The organism is Bradyrhizobium sp. Ken51, from assembly GCF_055807435.1.
In genome coordinates, this window is record NZ_JBVVPB010000001.1 from 407,687 (window position 1) to 425,993 (window position 18,307).

18 protein-coding genes are annotated in these 18,307 nt (G+C 64.9%); 10 read left to right on the top strand and 8 right to left on the bottom strand.

What is annotated here, in order from left to right; genetic code table 11:
• Nucleotides 1–54: 54 nt before the first annotated feature.
• The 3 genes from AC0L27_RS01770 to hpaR all read right to left on the bottom strand — a co-directional run bounded on the left by AC0L27_RS01770 (nt 55) and on the right by hpaR (nt 2,694).
• On the bottom strand, nt 55–831 hold the full coding sequence (locus AC0L27_RS01770) for an HpcH/HpaI aldolase family protein (RefSeq protein WP_035974924.1): 777 nt from the start codon (nt 829–831) through the stop codon (nt 55–57).
• Nucleotides 832–972: 141 nt separating this feature from the next.
• The gene (locus tag AC0L27_RS01775) at nt 973–2,058 is read right to left on the bottom strand and encodes a malate/lactate/ureidoglycolate dehydrogenase (protein WP_473317880.1); all 1,086 of its coding nucleotides are present in this window, start codon (nt 2,056–2,058) and stop codon (nt 973–975) included.
• 117 nt (nt 2,059–2,175) lie between these two features.
• Complete coding sequence (gene hpaR, locus AC0L27_RS01780; RefSeq protein WP_354057515.1) at nt 2,176–2,694, bottom strand: homoprotocatechuate degradation operon regulator HpaR; 519 nt, start codon at nt 2,692–2,694, stop codon at nt 2,176–2,178.
• 109 nt (nt 2,695–2,803) lie between these two features.
• Here hpaR and hpaH point away from each other — a divergent pair, with 109 nt between their 5' ends.
• The 6 genes from hpaH (at nt 2,804) to AC0L27_RS01810 (ending at nt 9,358) form a co-directional block, all read left to right on the top strand.
• Entirely contained in the window at nt 2,804–3,610 is an 807-nt protein-coding gene (gene hpaH, locus AC0L27_RS01785) for a 2-oxo-hept-4-ene-1,7-dioate hydratase (RefSeq protein WP_275170578.1), read from the top strand.
• Between the two features lie 30 nt (nt 3,611–3,640).
• The gene (locus AC0L27_RS01790) at nt 3,641–4,039 is read left to right on the top strand and encodes a 5-carboxymethyl-2-hydroxymuconate Delta-isomerase (protein WP_354206975.1); all 399 of its coding nucleotides are present in this window, start codon (nt 3,641–3,643) and stop codon (nt 4,037–4,039) included.
• Nucleotides 4,032–5,570: a 5-carboxymethyl-2-hydroxymuconate semialdehyde dehydrogenase gene (gene hpaE, locus AC0L27_RS01795; protein ID WP_354206977.1), complete on the top strand. Its 1,539-nt coding sequence runs from the start codon at nt 4,032–4,034 to the stop codon at nt 5,568–5,570. Before AC0L27_RS01790 ends, hpaE begins: the two co-directional genes overlap by 8 nt.
• Nucleotides 5,571–5,676: 106 nt before the next feature.
• Nucleotides 5,677–6,660, top strand: coding sequence for a 3,4-dihydroxyphenylacetate 2,3-dioxygenase (gene hpaD / locus AC0L27_RS01800; RefSeq protein WP_354206979.1), 984 nt, complete (start codon nt 5,677–5,679; stop codon nt 6,658–6,660).
• Between the two features lie 174 nt (nt 6,661–6,834).
• Nucleotides 6,835–7,704 (top strand): fumarylacetoacetate hydrolase family protein, encoded by an 870-nt coding sequence (locus tag AC0L27_RS01805; protein WP_354206981.1) that lies wholly within the window; start codon nt 6,835–6,837, stop codon nt 7,702–7,704.
• A 25-nt stretch (nt 7,705–7,729) separates the two neighbouring features.
• Complete coding sequence (locus AC0L27_RS01810) at nt 7,730–9,358, top strand: thiamine pyrophosphate-dependent enzyme (RefSeq protein ID WP_473317881.1); 1,629 nt, start codon at nt 7,730–7,732, stop codon at nt 9,356–9,358.
• Here AC0L27_RS01810 and AC0L27_RS01815 read toward each other — a convergent pair.
• The 5 genes from AC0L27_RS01815 to AC0L27_RS01835 form a co-directional block, all read right to left on the bottom strand.
• Nucleotides 9,336–10,577, bottom strand: a complete 1,242-nt coding sequence (locus tag AC0L27_RS01815; RefSeq protein ID WP_354206985.1) for an MFS transporter — start codon at nt 10,575–10,577, stop codon at nt 9,336–9,338. The two genes, AC0L27_RS01810 and AC0L27_RS01815, sit on opposite strands and share 23 nt — an antisense overlap.
• 54 nt (nt 10,578–10,631) lie before the next feature.
• Nucleotides 10,632–11,285: a DNA oxidative demethylase AlkB gene (gene alkB / locus AC0L27_RS01820; RefSeq protein WP_354206987.1), complete on the bottom strand. Its 654-nt coding sequence runs from the start codon at nt 11,283–11,285 to the stop codon at nt 10,632–10,634.
• A gap of 9 nt (nt 11,286–11,294) precedes the next feature.
• Nucleotides 11,295–12,041, bottom strand: a complete 747-nt coding sequence (locus AC0L27_RS01825; RefSeq protein WP_473317882.1) for a 2OG-Fe(II) oxygenase — start codon at nt 12,039–12,041, stop codon at nt 11,295–11,297.
• A gap of 155 nt (nt 12,042–12,196) precedes the next feature.
• Entirely contained in the window at nt 12,197–12,883 is a 687-nt protein-coding gene (locus AC0L27_RS01830; RefSeq protein ID WP_354206991.1) for a DUF2848 domain-containing protein, read from the bottom strand.
• The gene (locus AC0L27_RS01835) at nt 12,876–14,225 is read right to left on the bottom strand and encodes an amidase (protein ID WP_354206993.1); all 1,350 of its coding nucleotides are present in this window, start codon (nt 14,223–14,225) and stop codon (nt 12,876–12,878) included. The genes AC0L27_RS01830 and AC0L27_RS01835 overlap by 8 nt, the downstream gene beginning before the upstream one ends.
• A 172-nt stretch (nt 14,226–14,397) precedes the next feature.
• Here AC0L27_RS01835 and AC0L27_RS01840 point away from each other — a divergent pair, with 172 nt between their 5' ends.
• From AC0L27_RS01840 to AC0L27_RS01855, 4 genes are all read left to right on the top strand, one after another.
• On the top strand, nt 14,398–14,811 hold the full coding sequence (locus AC0L27_RS01840) for a Zn-ribbon domain-containing OB-fold protein (protein WP_354206995.1): 414 nt from the start codon (nt 14,398–14,400) through the stop codon (nt 14,809–14,811).
• A 3-nt stretch (nt 14,812–14,814) separates the two neighbouring features.
• Nucleotides 14,815–15,954, top strand: a complete 1,140-nt coding sequence (locus tag AC0L27_RS01845; RefSeq protein WP_354206997.1) for a thiolase C-terminal domain-containing protein — start codon at nt 14,815–14,817, stop codon at nt 15,952–15,954.
• Between the two features lie 105 nt (nt 15,955–16,059).
• Nucleotides 16,060–16,974: an SDR family oxidoreductase gene (locus AC0L27_RS01850; protein ID WP_247288650.1), complete on the top strand. Its 915-nt coding sequence runs from the start codon at nt 16,060–16,062 to the stop codon at nt 16,972–16,974.
• 114 nt (nt 16,975–17,088) lie between these two features.
• Nucleotides 17,089–18,255: an SMP-30/gluconolactonase/LRE family protein gene (locus AC0L27_RS01855; protein WP_275170565.1), complete on the top strand. Its 1,167-nt coding sequence runs from the start codon at nt 17,089–17,091 to the stop codon at nt 18,253–18,255.
• The last annotated feature ends 52 nt before the right edge of the window (nt 18,256–18,307 follow it).

The following is an 18,307-nucleotide window of genomic DNA, read 5'->3' on the forward strand; positions in this document are numbered from 1 at the left end:
CGGCTCTGCGGAGCGGCGCTACGCGCCGCACCGCGTCCGGGACACAGAGAGAGCTCAGGCCTTGCCGCCGGAATCCTTCCGGGTGGCGTTGACCTGCATCTTGGCGTAGGTCGTCATCAGGCCGACCTCGTTCGAGAGCGTCACCAGCTTGAAGCCCATGTTGATGGCGCGCGCGGCACCTTCGGCGCCGCTGCAATGGATGCCCGGGTTGAGGCCGCGCTTGCCGCACTCCTTGATGATCTTCTCGTAGATCGCGAGGATCTCGGGCTCGGTGCGATCGAGCTTCGGCTCAAGGCCGTAGGAGAAGCCGAGGTCGGACGGGCCGATATAGACGCCGTCGATGCCTTCGACGTCGAAGATCGCTTCCATGTTCTCGACCGCGGTCCTGGTCTCCATCATCGGCAGCAGCACGATGTCGTCGTTGGCCGTCTTCTGGTAGGAGCCCGCGGTGCCGTACATGCCGGCGCGGATCGGGCCGTTGGAGCGCACGCCCTTCGGCGGGTACTTGGAATAGGAGACGAGGTTCCTGGCTTCCTGCGGCGTGTTGACCATCGGGCAGATCACGCCATAGGCGCCGCCATCGAGCACCTTGCCGATGATGCCGGGCTCGTTCCAGGGCACGCGGACCATCGGCGTGATCGGGTGCTTGTCCATCGCCTGGAAGCACTGCACCATCGACAGATAATCCTGCACGCCATGCTGCATGTCGACGGTGACGCTGTCGAAGCCGCATTGCGCGATCATCTCGGCCGAGAAGCCGGAGGGAATCGCGAGCCACGCGTTGACCACGGCCTTGCCCGACTTCCAGATTTCCTTGACCTTGTTCGCCACGTTGCCTTCCTTCTTTGTTGTTCGGACCGTGTTATTTGGACCGTGTGATTTGGACCATCGTCACCATGACGAGCGTCGCGACAGCACAACCGCTGTTACCGCGAACTGGCGCGTCGCGCTACGCTCGCAATGACGCAAGACCTATGCGGTCGCCCTCTGGATGCTGACTTCGCTGACGCCGACCTCGCGGGCGGTATTCACTATTGCCGCCCAGGTGTCATCCGGCAAGGGGATGCCGTTTCGGGTCCGCTCAGCCCGGGTTTTCCGCTCAGGGTCGCCGGGAATCAGCACTTGGTCCATCCCGGCCACCGGCTTGGTGGCACGGATGAAGTCGGCATAGCGCGACACCTCTGCGTCGAAGACATGGGAGGTATCGACCACTTTCGGATCGACGTAGAAGGCCAGCATGCCGTTGGCGAAGCGGCGGCCGCCGGACGTGGCCCCGGTTCCGGTCAAGGCGCCGCCGAGCAGCTCGCACATGAAGGCAAGGCCCGAGCCCTTGTGCTCGCCGAACGCACGGATTGCGCCCGTTCCCTTGGTGTGATCGCGCGGCCCGTCCGGCGTGTAGGGGCCGTAGAGTACGGCCGGCTCCTCGCTCAGGCTGCCGTCGGCATCGACCAGCGCGCCCTTCGGCAGCTTCTTGCCGCCGCGGCTCGCGACCAGCACCTTGCCTTCGGCCACGACTGAGGTCGCAAAATCAAGCACGATCGGATCCTGGCCCTCGCGCGGAATGCCGACGCAATAGGGTGCGGTGGAGAGCCGTTTCTCGACGCCGCCGAAAGGCGCCACCAGCAGCGAGCCCGCGGCATTGACGAAATGTACCGAGATCAGTCCTTCGGCGGCGGCCATCTCGGCCCAATCGCCGACGCGGCCGATATGGCCGGCATTGCGCAGCGCGACGGCGGCAAGTCCCGCCTTCCTGCACTTCTCGATGCCGATCCGGACCGCCTGCGCCGTCACGGTCTGGCCGTAGCCGAACTTGCCGTCGACCACCGCGAGCGAGGGCGTGTCGAGCACGATTTCGGCGTTCTGGTTGGGCACGACCGCGCCGCTCTTCTGCCAGCGGATATAGACGGGGACGCGGATCACGCCGTGGCTGTCATGGCCGGTCAGATTCGCCGCGGTTAGATAAGTGGCGATGCGCCGGGCTTCGTCAGGCGACGACTGCGCATGCGCGAAGACCTCGCTGACGAAGTCGATCAGCTTCTGAACCTGGATGGTGACCATGAGGGTCTGTTTGCCTCTACCTGGCGCCGATTTTGCAGTCACCGGCTTGAGCGGCACTTGAGCGAAAAAATGCGGCGATGTCCATGATTGTTGCCGCGCGCTCGCGCATATCTGCTTTCACTCCTCGGCACTTGCCTCCTCGCCGGCACCGAGCCCTGCGAGACTTTGTTCGAGCTCGCCGAGCATCCCCTGCAACTCGACGAGCTTGCGCGCGCCAAAGCGGCGCGTGATCTCCGCATAGATCGCTTCGGAGGACGGCGCCACGGACGCCATCAGCTTCACGCCTTTTTCCGAGATCGAGACCATGCTGCGGCGCTGGTCCGCCTTGGCGGTCTTGCGCTCGATCAGGTTGCGCGCCTCCAGATCGCGCAGGATGCGCGACAGGCTCGGGCCGAGCAGGAACGCGGTGCGCGCGAGTTCCGTGACCTCGACCGTGTCGATCGCCGCGAGCGCGCGCAGAATGCGCCATTGCTGCTCGGTCAACCCATGCTCACGCAACGAGGGACGGAATTGCCGCATCACGGCTTCGCGTGCCCGCAGCAACGACATCGGCAACGAACGCGAGAAGTCGCGCATCGGCACCTGTCGCGCGGCGGTGGCGCCGTCGTCCGCTGGATCAGCCGGTCTCTTCACGATGATGCCCCTTCAACCGCAAAACGTTTGCAGTGCAGCAAGCCAAAATGGCGTTGACGCATTCACTTAACATGTTAAGTATCTTCGAGCTCCACATTTTGTAAGATCACAAATGGCGCTTTCCAACGACGATATCCGAGCTTGCGCGAGCCGTCTGCATCAGGCGGAGAAGACCCGTACGCAGATCCGGCAGCTGTCGCAGGACTTTCCCGCCATCAGCATCGCTGATGCCTACGCGATTCAGAAGGCCTGGGTCGACGTCAAGATTGCCGAGGGGCGCATCGTCAGGGGACACAAGATCGGCCTGACCTCGAAGGCGATGCAGAGCGCGCTTGGAATCAATGAGCCGGATTCCGGCGTATTGCTCGACGACATGTTCTTCGCCGATGGCGGCCTCGTCCCGACGGAGCGCTTCATCGCGACGCGCGTGGAAGCCGAGCTCGCCTTCGTCATGAGCAAGCGCCTCGCGGGCCCTGACTGCACCCTGTTCGACGTGCTCAACGCCACCGATTTCGTCGTGCCGGCGCTGGAGATTCTGGACACGCGCATCGAGCGCGTCGATCCCCGGACCAAGGCGACGCGAAAGATCTTCGACACCATCGCCGATAACGCGGCCAATGCCGGCATCGTGCTCGGCGGTCGGCCGATCCGCCCGCTGGATGCTGATTTGCGCTGGATCGGTGCGCTCTGTTTCAAGAACGGCCAGCTCGAGGAAACCGGCCTTGCCGCGGGCGTGCTCAATCATCCCGCGACTGCCGTCGCCTGGCTCGCCAACAAGATCGCACCGCTCGGCCTTGCGCTTGAGCCCGGACAAATCGTGCTCGCCGGCTCTTTCATCCGTCCGATCGAGACCCGCAAGGGCGACACAATTCAGGCCGATTATGGCGCCTACGGCTCGGTGAGCTGCTACTTCGCTTAGACGAACAAAAAAACAGGGAGTGAAACCGCGATGCCGCATTTCACGATCGAATATTCGGCCAATCTCGACGACCGCCTCGACATCGGCGCGGCGTGCGAGGTGGTGCGCAAGGCCGCGGTCGAGACCGGCATCTTCCCGCTCGGCGGCATCCGCGTCCGCGCCGTCAAATGCGAGCATTATGCGATCGCGGACGCGCGACAGGACTACGGCTTTCTCGACATGGTGCTGCGCATTGGCGAAGGCCGTGACCTCGAGACCCGCAAGAAAGCCGGCGAGCAAATCTTCCAGGCGCTCTCCCGGCATCTCGATCCCGTGTTCGCAAGCTCGAAATTCGCCCTCTCGTTCGACATGCAGATCAACGACAAGGACACGAGCTGGAAGCGCAACAACATCCACGACGCCCTGAAAGCGGAGGCCGCCCATGGATAAGCCCACGCCGAAAGCCGATGTGTTCCAGGCCAATCGCGACCGCATCGCACCGCTGCTGAAGTCGCTGCGCGCCGACGGCATCGGCCACATGATCGACGGCAAGATCGTGCCGTCGATCTCAGGCGAAACGTTCGAGACGAAATCGCCGGTCGACGGCGCGACCCTCGCGAGCGTCGCCCGCGGCAATGCCGAGGATATCGACGCCGCGGCAACCGCTGCTTCGCTGGCCTTCAAATCCTGGCGCGACATGGCGCCGGCGATGCGGAAGAAGCTGCTGCATCGCGTCGCTGACGCCATCGAGGACAATGCCGAGGACATCGCGGTGCTCGAATGCATCGACACCGGCCAGGCCTATCGCTTCATGGCCAAGGCCGCGATCCGCGCCGCCGAGAATTTCCGCTTCTTTGCCGACCGATGCGGCGAGGCGCGCGACGGCCAGAACACGCCGAGCGACGAGCATTGGAACATCTCGACCCGCGTGCCGATCGGCCCGGTCGGCGTGATCACGCCGTGGAATACGCCGTTCATGCTCTCGACCTGGAAGATCGCCCCTGCCCTCGCAGCCGGCTGCACCGTCGTGCACAAGCCGGCGGAATGGTCGCCGATCACGGCGGCTATCCTGGCAAAGCTCGTCAAGGAAGCCGGCGTTCCCGACGGTGTGCTCAACACCGTCCACGGCTTCGGCGAAGAGGCCGGCAAGGCGCTGACAGAGCATCCCGCCATCAAGGCGATCGGCTTTGTCGGCGAAAGCTCGACCGGCTCGGCGATCATGGTTCAGGGCGCGCCGACCTTGAAGCGCGTGCATTTCGAACTCGGCGGCAAGAACCCGGTGATCGTGTTCGACGACGCCGATCTCGACCGCGCGCTCGATGCCGTCGTGTTCATGATCTACTCTCTCAACGGCGAGCGCTGCACGTCGTCGAGCCGCCTGCTGATCCAGGCCGGCGTCGCCGAAAAGTTCATCGAGAAGCTGACCGCGCGGGTAAAGGCCTTGAAGGTCGGCCATCCCCTCGATCCCGCAACCGAGATCGGGCCGCTGATCCACGAGCGTCACCTGGCAAAGGTCTGCTCCTATTTCGACGTCGCACGCCAGGACGGCGCGACGATCGCCGTCGGCGGCAAGGCCTATGACGGCCCCGGCGGCGGGCACTATGTCGAGCCGACGCTGGTGACCGGCGCACACGGCAAGATGCGCGTGGCACAGGAGGAGGTGTTCGGCCCCTTCCTCACCGTGCTGCCCTTCAAGGACGAAGCAGACGCAATCGAGATCGCCAACGACATCCGCTATGGCCTGACTGGCTATGTCTGGACCAACGACGTCGGCCGCGCTTTGCGCGTTGCCGATGCGCTGGAAGCCGGCATGATCTGGCTGAACTCGGAAAACGTCCGCCATCTGCCGACGCCGTTCGGCGGCATGAAGGCCTCGGGCATCGGCCGCGACGGCGGTGATTACTCGTTCGATTTCTACATGGAAACCAAGCACGTCTCGCTCGCGCGGGGCACGCACAAGATTCAGAAGCTGGGAATTTAGAGCCACCGTCGTTCCGGGGCGCGAAGCGAACCCGGAACCTCGAGATTCCGGGTTCGGTCTTAAGGGACCGCCCCGGAATGACCGGGTCTAGAGAGGGGAAACGGCAATGCCCGTACCGCAACATATCTTCGAGCCGCCGTTCAACATCATCCGCTCCAGCCACGCCGTGCTGGACGTCACCAATCTGAAGCTCAGCCGCGAGTTCTATGAAAGCGTTGTCGGCCTGCATGTCGAGGACGCCGACGACAAGGTCGTCTACTTGCGCGCCGCCGAGGAGCATCAGCACCACTCGCTGGTGTTGCGCAAAGCGGCTGCGCCTGCCTGCAACCGCCTCGGCTTCAAGGTCGGCAATGACGGGGATCTGGACAAGGCCGCAAAGTTCCTGTCCGAGAACGGTCTTGGCTATGCCTTCGTCGATCAGCCCTTCCAGGGCCGCACGCTGCAGTTCACCGACCCCTTCGGCTTCCAGATCGAGCTGTATGCGTCGATGGACCGGCGGCCGCATCTGCTGCGCCGCTACGATCTCTACAGGGGATGCCACCCGCAGCGGCTCGACCATTTCAACGTGTTCGCCGCCGAGGTGCAGGACACCGTCGAATTCTATGCCCGGCTCGGCTTTCGCCTCACCGAATACGCCGAGGAGGACGGACCGAACGGGCGCATCGCCGCGGCCTGGATGCATCGCAAGGGCAATGTCCACGATTTTGCGATCACCAACGGCAAGGGCCCGCGGCTGCACCACTTCGCCTACTGGACGCCGACGGCGATGAACATCATCCATCTCTGCGACGTCATGGCCTCGCAAGGCTTCGTGAAGAACATCGAGCGTGGACCCGGCCGCCACGGCATCTCGAATGCGTTCTTCCTCTACGTCCGCGACCCCGACGGTCACAGGCTCGAGCTCTACACCAGCGACTATTTCACCGGCGACCACGACCACGAGCCGCTGCGCTGGTCGCTGCGCGATCCGCGCCGCCAGACATTATGGGGCGCGCCGGCCCCGCGCTCCTGGTTCGAGCAGGGCTCGCCGTTCTCCGGGCAAGCCGTGCGTGAGCCGAAGTTCGTGGCCGACGTGCTGGTGGCGGATTAATGTCAGTGACTGTCGAGCTTCCCAAGCCGTCGTCCCGGCGAAAGCCGGGACCCATAGCCACAGGGAGACGTTTGGCGAAGACACGTTGTTCGGTACTTCTACCTTCTCCAATCGAGAGATCACGCGGTATGGGTCCCGGCCTTCGCCGGGACGACGAGGAATGAAGAGCAGCAAATGAACCTCCCTCGCCTCGCCACCTATTCCGTCAAGGGTGAAACGAAGTACGGCGCCGTCGTCGATGGCGGCGTTGTCGAGCTCTCCGCGCGCCACGCCAAAGATTATCCGACGCTGCGCGAGGTGATCGCGGCAGGAAAGCTCGCGAGCCTCGCCGAAGAAGCCGCCGGCCGCACGCCCGATCACGCGCTCGGCGATATCATCTGGCTGCCGCCGGTACCCGCGCCGGAAAAGATCATCTGCATCGGCGTCAACTACCCTGATCGTAACGCCGAGTACAAGGACGGCCAGGACGCACCGAAATATCCGAGCATGTTCATGCGCTCGCCGCGTTCCTTCGTCGGCCATGACACGCCGCTGGTGCGCCCGCGCGCATCCGCACAGCTCGACTATGAGGGCGAGATCGTGCTGGTGATCGGCAAGGCCGGCCGGCACATCCCCGAAAGTTCTGCGCTCGACCACATCGCCGCGCTGACGCTCTGCAACGAAGGCTCGGTGCGAGATTGGCTGCGCCATGCCAAGTTCAACGTCACGCAGGGCAAGAACTTCGATTCCAGCGGCAGCCTCGGCCCGTGGCTGGTGCCCTACGTACAGGAATCGCAGATCGCGGACATCCGCCTCACCACGCATGTCAACGGCGAGCTTCGGCAGGACGACCGCACCAGCAGGCTAATGTTTCCGTTCCGCTATCTCATCAGCTATATCTCGACCTTCGCGACGCTTGTCCCCGGCGATATCATCGTCACGGGCACGCCGACCGGCGCCGGCGCGCGGTTCGACCCGCCGCGTTATTTGAAACCCGGCGATGTCGTCGAGGTCCATGCCGAGGGCATCGGGACCTTGCGAAATGGCGTCGTCGACGAAGCCTGAACACCGATTGAAATGGAATAGTGCCATGACCACCCTCACCGGAGGCGAAGCGATCGTAAGCGGCCTTGTCGCCCACGGAGTCGACACCGTGTTCGGCCTGCCAGGCGCGCAGGTCTACGGTCTGTTCGACGCCTTCCACCAGGCTCAGCTCAAGGTGATCGGCGCGCGGCACGAGCAGGCCTGCGGCTACATGGCGTTCGGCTATGCGCGCTCCAGCGGCAGGCCCGGCGTGTTCAGCGTGGTGCCGGGTCCCGGCGTGCTCAACGCCAGCGCGGCACTGCTCACCGCCTTCGGCTGCAACGAGCCGGTGTTGTGCGTCACCGGCCAGGTGCCGACGCAGTTTCTGGGCAAGGGCCGCGGCCACCTGCACGAGATGCCGGACCAGCTCGCGACCTTGCGCACCTATGTGAAATGGGCGGACCGCATCGAATATCCCGGCAACGCGCCGACCACGGTCGCGCGCGCCTTCCAGGAGATGACGTCCGGACGGCGTGGCCCCGCCTCGGTCGAGATGCCCTGGGACGTCTTCACCCAACGCGCGGACACGGCTGCAGCACAGGTGCTGGAGCCCTTGCCCGCGCCGCAGCCCGACCCTGATATGATCAAACAGGCGGCCGCGCTGATCAGGAACAGCAAGGCGCCGATGATCTTCGTCGGCAGCGGCGCGATCGAAGCGCGCGAGGAAATTCTCGAACTCGCCGAGATGATCGACGCACCTGTCGTCGCCTTCCGCGGCGGCCGCGGCATCGTCTCCAATGCGCATGGGCTAGGACTCACGATGGCGGCGGCCTACAAGCTATGGCCGACAACCGATTTGATGATCGCGATCGGCACGCGCGCCGAACTGCCGGCGTCAGGCTTCCGCTGGCCGTATCAGCCGAAGGGGCTGAAATCCATTCGTGTCGATATCGATCCCGCCGAGATGCGGCGGCTCGCCTCCGATGTCGCTATCGTCGCCGACGCCAAAACCGGCGCGGCCGATCTCGTCGCCGCCGTGAAGAAGGCCGGCTACGCCAGGACCAGCGGTCGGCGGGGAGACATCCGGGAAGTGACTGCGACGGCGCAAGCCGAGATCCAGCGCATCCAGCCGCAGATGGCGTATCTCAACATCCTGCGCGAGGTGCTGCCGGCGAACGCGATCGTGACAGATGAATTGTCGCAGTTTGGCTTCGCCTCCTGGTACGGCTTCCCGATCTACGAGCCGCGCACCTTCATCACCTCAGGCTATCAGGGCACGCTCGGCTCGGGTTTCCCGACCGCGCTCGGGGCCAAGGTCGCAAATCCCGACAAGCCGGTGGTGGCGATCACCGGCGACGGCGGCTTCATGTTCGGTGTGCAGGAGCTCGCCACCGCCGTGCAGTTCAACATCGGCGTGGTGACGCTGGTGTTCAACAACAACGCCTACGGCAATGTCCGCCGCGACCAGCGCGAGCGCTTCGACGGCCGCGTGGTGGCGTCGGATCTGGTCAATCCGGATTTCGTCAAGCTCGCGGAGTCGTTTGGCGTCGCATCCGCGCGCGTCACCGCGCCGGACCAGTTCAAGGCGGCGATGGAGAAGGCGCTGGCCCATGGCGGGCCGTATCTGATCTCGGTCGAAGTGATGCGAGATTCGGAAGTCAGCCCGTGGACGTTCATCCACCCGCCGAAGCCTTGAGGTGAACGCCGCCCTGTAGCCGCGCCGCCGCGATCACCAGCAGGCCCGCGCCTGCGACCGCCCAGCAGGCGACCGGGGCCCAGTGCAGCAGCGGCGCGTAGTCAGGCATTTTCTGCAAGCCGCCGGCGACCGCCGCCATCCGCGCGAAGGTCCCGAGTGCCAGCGCCGAGAAGACGAGGCCGGTCACCTTTCCCTCCGCGCCGGTCGAGCCGATCGCCAACGCGGCCGAGATCGCGCTCATCAGCATGCAGCCCCACGCCGCGCCGGCGAGAAACTGCGCGACGATCAGCGTGTTGAGGCTGCCGGCGAATTCGGCCGCAGCAATCGCGACCGCTCCAAGCAGTCCGGCCGCGCCCATCACGATCACGCCGCCACGGTGCTTGACGACGAGGCTTGCCGGAAACATCGCAATGTTGAAACCGATCCAGAACACCGGCATCAGCCATTGCAGCTCATCCGGCTTGGCAAAGCGCAGGTAGAACGGCGCGCTGTTCAGAGCGAAGTGCAACTGATAGCCGAGCGCGAGCGCCACCATCGCGACGATGAAGGCGATCGGCACAAGGCCAAGCGGCTTTGCTGCCTCGGCCGGTGTCGGCGGCGCGGTGTCGCGGGCCACGTCGTGCTCGATCCGTGACAGTCCGAGCGCGGTCAACAGCAGCACTGCGCTCGATATCACGAAGGGTAGCCGCGCGTCGTGCTCGCGCAGCACCACGCCGAGATAGGGCGAGACCGCGCCAGCGACGCCATAGCCGAGCATCGCGAGCGCGGCGAGGAACGGCACCTGCGGCCGGGCGCGGTATCTGCCGAGCAGGGTCAGCGGTGGCGCGCGCAACGCGGACGAGGTGATCGACCAGACCACGATCAGGGCAATGAACCACCCCTGCGCGGCCACGCCGCGCCCTGCGACGAAAGGCAGCGCGACGAACGCGCCGCAGGAGATCGCGGCCAGGAGCCCGACGAACAGGCCAAGCCTGCCGAGATGGGGAGCGATCTTGTCGGCGGCGATCCCCATCACGGTATCGGCGATGGTGAAGATCGCCTGGTCCAGCATCAGGATGAAGATGACGGCTGACGGCGCGATGCCGACCTCAGCCGCGAGCTTTGGCAGATAGACGACGTAGGTGGTCCAGCCAAGCGTGAACGCCAGTTGCAGCACGGCCAGATACAGGCCGGTGCGGTTGGCCGCGCCAGTGCCGGCCGAGAGCTGTGTGGTCGCCATATCGCCGTCTCCCCCGCCGGAAGCTTAGACGAGCGGGGGCTGCGAGGAAACGCGTCAGCGGACCTTTCGGAACGTCAAATTGATCCGCTTGCGCCCGAGCAGCGCGTGCTCGCCGTCGGAGAGCGGCGCCACGCCGTGATAGGCGAGCCTGCTGGGCCCGCCCCAGACCACGACGTCACCATGCACTAGCCGGAAGCGCCGCGGCTTGTCGCTGCGCGCCATGCCGCCGAACAGGAAGGTCGCAGGTAGGCCGAGCGAGACCGAGACGATCGGCGCTGAATAATCCAGCTCGTCCTTGTCCTGATGCAGTGACAGTCGCGTGCCGGGCTCGTAGCGGTTGACGAGGCAGGCATCGGGCGCGAAGCCGGCAAAGCCGCCCTGCTCCGCCGCACGGCGGGCGAGATCGCGGAGCACGGGCGGCATCGCCGGCCACGGCGCGCCGGTCCGCGGGTCGATGGGATCATAGCGATAGCCGGTATGATCGGTGATCCAGCCGCGCTCGCCGCAATTGGTCATGGCCACCGACATCAGATGCCCGCCGGGCGTGGTCATGCGACGGAACGGCGACTGCGCCACGATGGCGCGCACGGCTTCGATCAGCTCGCTCTCGATCGGCTTGACGAAGCCGCGCAACAGCACAGCGCCGTCGGCGATCTCCTCGCGTGACGGCTGCGCCTCGGCAACATTGTCGAACAGATCAGCCGTCAATCGCAGCGCTCATTTGGCATCGTGAAAGATCACACCCAGCGTGTGGCGCTGGCCAGAGCGAATCCGGCTGACGCCATGGCGGAGATTAACGCGGTAGGTGCCGCGTGTCCCCTGCACCGGGCGATGATGCACAGCGAAGGCGACCGCGTCGCCCTGCGCAAGCGGAACCACCTCGGCGCGGGACTGCATGCGCGGTCGCTGCTCGGTCAGCACGAACTCGCCGCCGGTGAAATCGCGGCCGGGCTCGGACAAGAGGATCGCGACCTGGAGCGGGAACACGTGCTCGCCATAGAGATCCTGATGCAGGCAGTTGAAATCGCCCGTCTCGTATTGCAGCAGCAGCGGCGTCGGCCGCGCCTGCCCGGCCTCGTGGCAGCGTTTCAGAAATGCCGCGTGTTCGGCGGGGTAGCGGATGTCGATTCCCATCGCCTCGTTCCAGCGATTGGCGACGCCCTGGAGATGCCCGTAGAGCGCCGGGCGCAGCTGCGCGATCAGGTCGGGCAGCGGATAGGAGAAATATTTGTACTCGCCGCAGCCAAAGCCGTGGCGGCCCATGACGATGCGGCTGCGGAAGTTGGCGTCGTCGGGATAGAGCGCGGCGACGGCGCGGCATTGATCCGGCGCGAGCAGGCCCTTCAGGACGGCGCTGCCATGGGTGTCGAGTTCGCCGGTGATCTGGGGCCAGTCGAGGGCATCGACGTGGGCAGCGGGGTCGGCTTTCGGAGATTGAGACGATTTGCGTGCTGTTGCTGTCATGGCTCGGACTTTCGCAAGGCCACCCGCCCTCTGCCACCCGATTCCCGACTCTCTCCTCGTCATTGCGAGCGCAGCGAAGCAATCCAGAATTCCTCCGCGGAACCAGTCTGGATTGCTTCGTCGCAAGAGCTCCTCGCAATGACGGTGGAGAGACTTCAGCCTCGCACCGGCAGCGTCACCACGTCATAGCCGTGCTTGATCGTGCGCTTCAGAACGGGGTCTTCCAGCTCGAAATCGAAACGGTCGGCGGGGCGGATACCGCCCTTCGCCGCGAACGTACCGCCGAACATGGCGCAGCCGTCGGGGAATTTGCCTCCCTCGAAGCCACGCGCGATCAAGTCAGCGACCGGGAGCATCGCGTCGAGCGCGCCTTCTTGGTAAAGCACTCGCTCGCCCTTGATCGTGGCCCAGGAGCGCAGGATCATCCTGTCCCAATGGCCGATGACGTCCTCAAGCTCCCACAGCGTGGATGCGATCGGCTTGTCGCACATCTGCTTGGACACCGTGACGTTGTAGGCCTCGACCTTGCGGTCGGTGTGGTCGGAGCCGCAGCCGACGAAGATGCGGCCCTGCCAGCCGATCAGCACGAACTCGACTTCGCCGGAGGAATCGCCGCCGGTGCACTCGATGCTATCTTCTATGGTCAAGCGCCGCGCCGAGGCGCGATAGTAGATCGGCGTCGAGGCCGGCGGGGCGATACCCATCTCCTGCAGCTCGGCAATGTGCTTGTCGCGCGCGACCGGATCGCGGCCGGTCCAGCCGGCGATGACCATCTGGTCGATCGCCAGCGTCAGCGGCGTGGTGGTGTCCTGGGCGTCAACGGTGAAAGTCAGGTCAAACACGAATTAGGGCCTCCATGCCGGCAGCAAGCTCGAAGATACGGCGGTCCGATCCGCCCGCGCCCGCCAGCATCAGGCCGACGGGAATCTCACCCTCGCGATGCGCCGGGAGCGAGATGGCGCAGCCGTCGATCATGTTGATCAGGGTGCAGTTGCGGAGCGCCCGCAGGTTTTCCCTGGTGAACGCCTTGTCGTCGGCAAGATCCGAAATTTTCGGCGGCGTGTTGGCGGTGGTCGGCAGCACCAGCGCGTCGTAGGGCGCGATCCGCGCATTGACGCGGGCGATCAGTGAGCGGCGCTCGTTGAGAAGATCGATGTAGTCCGCCGCGCTCTGCGCTTCGCCGCGCATGATACGCACGGAGACTCTGGGATCGTAGACGTCGCCCTTGGATGTGAGCAGGTAGCGATGCCAGGCGAAGCTTTCGGAAGCCGCAAAGCCACCCTTGGCGTTCATCGGTCCGATGTCGTGGAATTCGGCCATCTCGATGCGCTCGATGATCGCACCGTGATCGGCGAGACTCTTGAGCGCCCGCTCGAACGTCCCGGCCACAGCCGCGTCGAGGTCGTCGAGCGCGATCGTGGTCGGCACCGCAAGCCGCATGCCCTTGACAGGCCGCGGCTTCAGCGGGGCGATCGGCTCGTTGGCGAGCACGGCATCGAGAATGGCACAGCAACTGACCGATCGTGCCAGCGGCCCGATGCTGTCGAGCGAGAACGACAGCGGCACAGCCCCGTCGAGCGGTACGCGCCGCTGCGTCGGCTTGTAGCCGACGATGCCGTTATAGGCCGCCGGAATCCGGCAGGAGCCGCCGGTGTCGGTGCCGAGCGCGCCATGCGCCATGCCGTCGAGCACGGACACCGCTGCGCCCGAGGACGAACCGCCGGGCACGTGGCCCTCGGCCCGGTTCCAGACGCCTTTTGGCGTACCGTAATGCGGATTGATGCCGATGCCGGAATAGGCAAACTCGGTCATGTTGGTGCGCCCGATCACGACGAAGCCGGCCTTGCGCAGCCGCGCCACCGTGGGGGCATCCTGTTCGGCCGGCGAGGAATCGTCGAGCGCGCGGGAGCCGGCGCGCGTCACCTGGCCCTTGATGTCGAAGAGATCCTTGATTGAGATCGGGATACCGGCGTAGCGCGACGGCGCCGCCTTCACCTTGCGCAAACCATCCATCGCATCCGCCGCCACAAGCGCGGCGTCCTTGTCGACGTGGATGAAGGCACGCTGCCCCTCGCCAGCCGGATCGGCGATCTTGGCGATGCAAGCCTCGACCAGCTTGCGGGAGGTGGTACGGCCGCTTTCGAGGTCTTCGGCGAGCTTCGTCAGTGTCGGAAAATCGGGCATGTCTGTCTCACGGAATATTTGCGCGCAATGTATAGCGCTGCCTCACTTCGACACAAGCATTGTGCGCATGATGGCATGCATGCGCATTGCTGGACCGTTGACGCGCCATGGTCGATTGTCGCATCAAGATCGCAACAGCCGGGCTTCGCTTGGCCTTGGGAGGACCTGCCGCATGGCCGAACCGCAGCGCGCGCGACCGAAACCGACGCCCGAGACCCAGCATTTCTGGGACGGCACCAAGGCGGGCGAGTTGCGCCTGCAGCGCTGCGACGCCTGCGCACATGTCTATTTCCCGCCACGCCCGTTCTGCCCGTCCTGCGCCTCGCGCAAGGTCAGCATCTTCAAGGCGAGCGGCAAGGGCTTTCTCTACAGCTACGTGATCAACCACCGTCCCGCCGCGCCCGGCTTCACGGCGCCTTACGCGATCGCGGTGGTCGAGCTCGACGAGGGGCCGCGGATGATGAGCAACATCATCGACTGCCCGCAGACGCCGGAGGCGCTCGAGCTCGATATGAAGCTCGAGGTTGCCTTCGAGGCGCTCGACGACAAGATCACCCTCCCCGTATTCCGTCCGGCGAAGGGATAGACCATGCGCAGCAACCAGGTTGCCGTCGTCGGCGCGGCCGAGACCACCGAGCTCGGTGTCATCCCCAACGCCTCGCAGCTCCAGCTTCACGCGGACGCGGCGCTCAATGCTATTGCCGATGCCGGACTGAAGCTGTCGGACATCGACGGCTTCGCCACGGCGGTCGAAACGCCGCAGCAAGTCTGCCACTATCTCGGCATCAAGCCGACCTGGGTGGACGGCACCTCGGTCGGCGGCTGCTCGTTCATGCTGCACGTCCGCCATGCCGCCGCGGCGATCGAGGCTGGCCTGTGCAAGACGGTGCTGATCACCCATGCCGAGAGCGGCAAGTCGATGATCGGCAAGGCACCGCGCTCGATCCCCGCCGACAGCCTGCAAGGCCAGTTCGAGGCGCCGTTCGGCGTCTACGGCCCGCCCAGCATGTTCCCGATCCCGGTGCTGCGCTTCATGAAGACCTATGGCATCACGCACGAGCAGCTCGCCTCGGTCGCGGTGATGCAGCGGGAATGGGCGGCGAAGAATCCGCGCGCGATGATGAAGGATCCGATCACGGTCGCAGACGTCCTCAACTCGCGCATGATCGCCTATCCGTTCCGTCTGCTGCAGTGCTGCCTCGTCACCGACGGCGGCGGCGCGCTGATCCTGACCTCCGCCGACCGTGCCAAGGATTTTCCGCGCAAACCGGTCTACATCAGGGGCACCGGCGAGAGCGTGGAGACGCCGATGGTCAGCCAGATGGAGACTTTCAACTCCTCGCGCGCGTTCAAGACCGCGGGGCCGCTGGCGTTCAGAGAGGCCGGCATCGCGCACAAGGACGTCGATCATCTCATGATCTACGACGCGTTTGCGCATCTGCCGCTGTTCGGCCTCGGCGATCTCGGCTTCATGCCGCACGAGGAGACCGGCAAGTTCATCGCCGACGGCAACACGCGCCCGGGCGGCAAGCTGCCGCTCAACACCAATGGCGGTGGCCTGAGCTACATGCATTCCGGCATGTACGGCATGTACGCGCTCCAGGAGAGCGTCCGCCAGATGCGCGGCATTGCGCCGGCGCAGGTCGCCAACGCGAAGATCTCGGTGTGCCACGGCGTCGGCGGCATGTTCGCCGCGTCGGGCACGATCGTGTTTACGAACGAGAGGTAACGCACCGTCATTCCGGGCGCGCGCAGCGCGCACCCGGAATCTCGAGATTCCGGGTCTGGTGCTTCGCACCATCCCGGAATGACGGGCAAAACAGGAGACATCCACATGAGCAAATCACTGCAAGACAAGGTCATCATCGTCACCGGCGCAGGCCGCGGCATCGGGCGGGAGATCGCGCTGCTCTGCGCTGGCGAGGGCGCCAAGGTCGTCGTCAACGATCCCGGCGTCGCCGCTGACGGCGCCGGCACGAGCGCCGCGCCCGCCGAGGAGGTGGTCGAGGAGATCAAGAAGCGCGGCGGCACCGCGGTTGCCAATTTCGAATCGGTGGCCGAAGCCATCCCTGCCAGCAAGATCGTGAAGACCGCGACCGATCATTTCGGCCGGCTCGACGGCGTGGTCAACAATGCCGGCATCCTGCGCGACATGATCTTCCACAAGATGAGCGTGGAAGCGTTCGAGGCCGTCATCAAGGTGCATTTGATGGGCTCGTTCTACGTCAGCCACGCCGCGGCGCGGATCTTTCGCGAGCAGGAGAGCGGCTCGTTCGTGCACTTCACCTCGACCTCCGGCCTGATCGGCAACTTCGGACAAGCCAATTACGCCGCCGCCAAGCTCGGCATCGTCGGCCTGTCGAAGTCGATTGCGCTCGACATGGGCCGCTTCAACGTCCGTTCCAACTGCGTCTCGCCGTTCGCCTGGACCCGGATGATCGGCACCATCCCGACCGAGACCGAAGCCGAGAAGGCGCGCGTCGAGAAGATCAAGCAGATGGGACCGGAGAAGATCGCGCCGGTCTGCGCCTATCTGCTCTCCGATGCCGCCAAGGACGTCTCCGGGCAGATCTTCGGCGCACGCATGAATGAGCTGTTCCTGTTCAGCCAGAACCGCCCGCTGCGCTCGGTGCATCGGAGCGAAGGCTGGACGCCGCAATCGATCGCGGAACACGGCATGCCGGCGCTGAAGGGTTCGTTCTACAAGCTCGACCGCTCCGCCGACATCTTCCCCTGGGATCCCGTGTAAGCGAATTCCACTTTTGCTGCATTGCGATCTCCGGTTGTCCAGCCGGGGATCGCCCGCTTTACGCCCGATTGCAGGCGGACAGTTTTCTCCCAAACAAAAAAATGGGAGGCGACTATGACAAACCCACTGACCATCTCCACCGACGTCAATGAGCCTGTTCTCGCGCGCCGCACCCTGCTGAAGGGCGCGGCAGCGGCAGTTGCGGCGACGGGCGTCACCATGACCGCAGCGCTGGGGGCGTCCGTGACGCCCTTGGGCCAGACGGGTGCACCGACAAGATCGACCGCGCCACTACCGTTGGGACCCCTGCCGGGCAGCCGTTATCCGGACGCCCATTTGGAATCCGCCAAGAAGGGGCCGCCATCGTTTGGGCCCCCCGGCTTTCCCGCCTTTGCCGGCACCATGGCGGTCGAGCGCGTCGCAACGGGCTTCCGCTGGGCCGAGGGGCCCGTATATTTCGCGGCCGGGCGATACCTGCTGTTCAGCGACATTCCGAACAATCGCATCATGCGCTTCTCGGAGGACGACGGTCACGTCAGCGTCTATCGCCAGCCCTCGATGAACTCGAACGGCAACACGATCGATCGCGAAGGACGCCTGATCACGTGCGAGCACAGCGGTCGGCGCGTGACGCGAACTGAACTCGACGGCTCGATCACCATCATTGCCGACAAATTCAACGGCAAGCGACTGAACTCGCCCAACGATGCGGTCGTGACGGCCGATGGCGCGATCTGGTTCACTGACCCGGCCTACGGCATCGGCGGCTTCTACGAGGGGATCAAAGCGGAGCCCGAGCAGGAGAAGAAGAACGTCTACCGGGTCGATCCCAAGTCCGGTGACGTCAAGGTCGTCGTCGACGACTTTGTCGAGCCGAACGGACTCGCTATTTCGCCGGACGAGAAGAAGCTCTACATCTGCGACACCGGTTTCACCGACGGACCGGACAATCCATCCCATATCCGCGTGTTCGATCTCGACGTCGCCGGGGCAAAGGTGTCGAACAGCAAGGTGTTCGCTGAGATGCCGAAACCGAGCATCACCGATGGCGTCCGCTGCGACACCGAAGGACGCGTCTGGTGCTCGGTGGGCTGGGGGGACGCAAACGAAGACGGCGTACGCTGCTATACGCCCTCGGGCGACTTGCTGGGCAAGATTCATATTCCGGAAACGGTCGCTAATTTGTGCTTCGGAGGTCAGCAGCGAAACCGGCTCTATATTTGCGGCTCGACGTCGCTCTACGCCGTCTACACGAGCGTACAGGGCGCAATGAAGCCGTAGAGAATAATAGAGTGGCGAGTAGCGAATAATTTGGACGCGCGCCGGTTCGCTA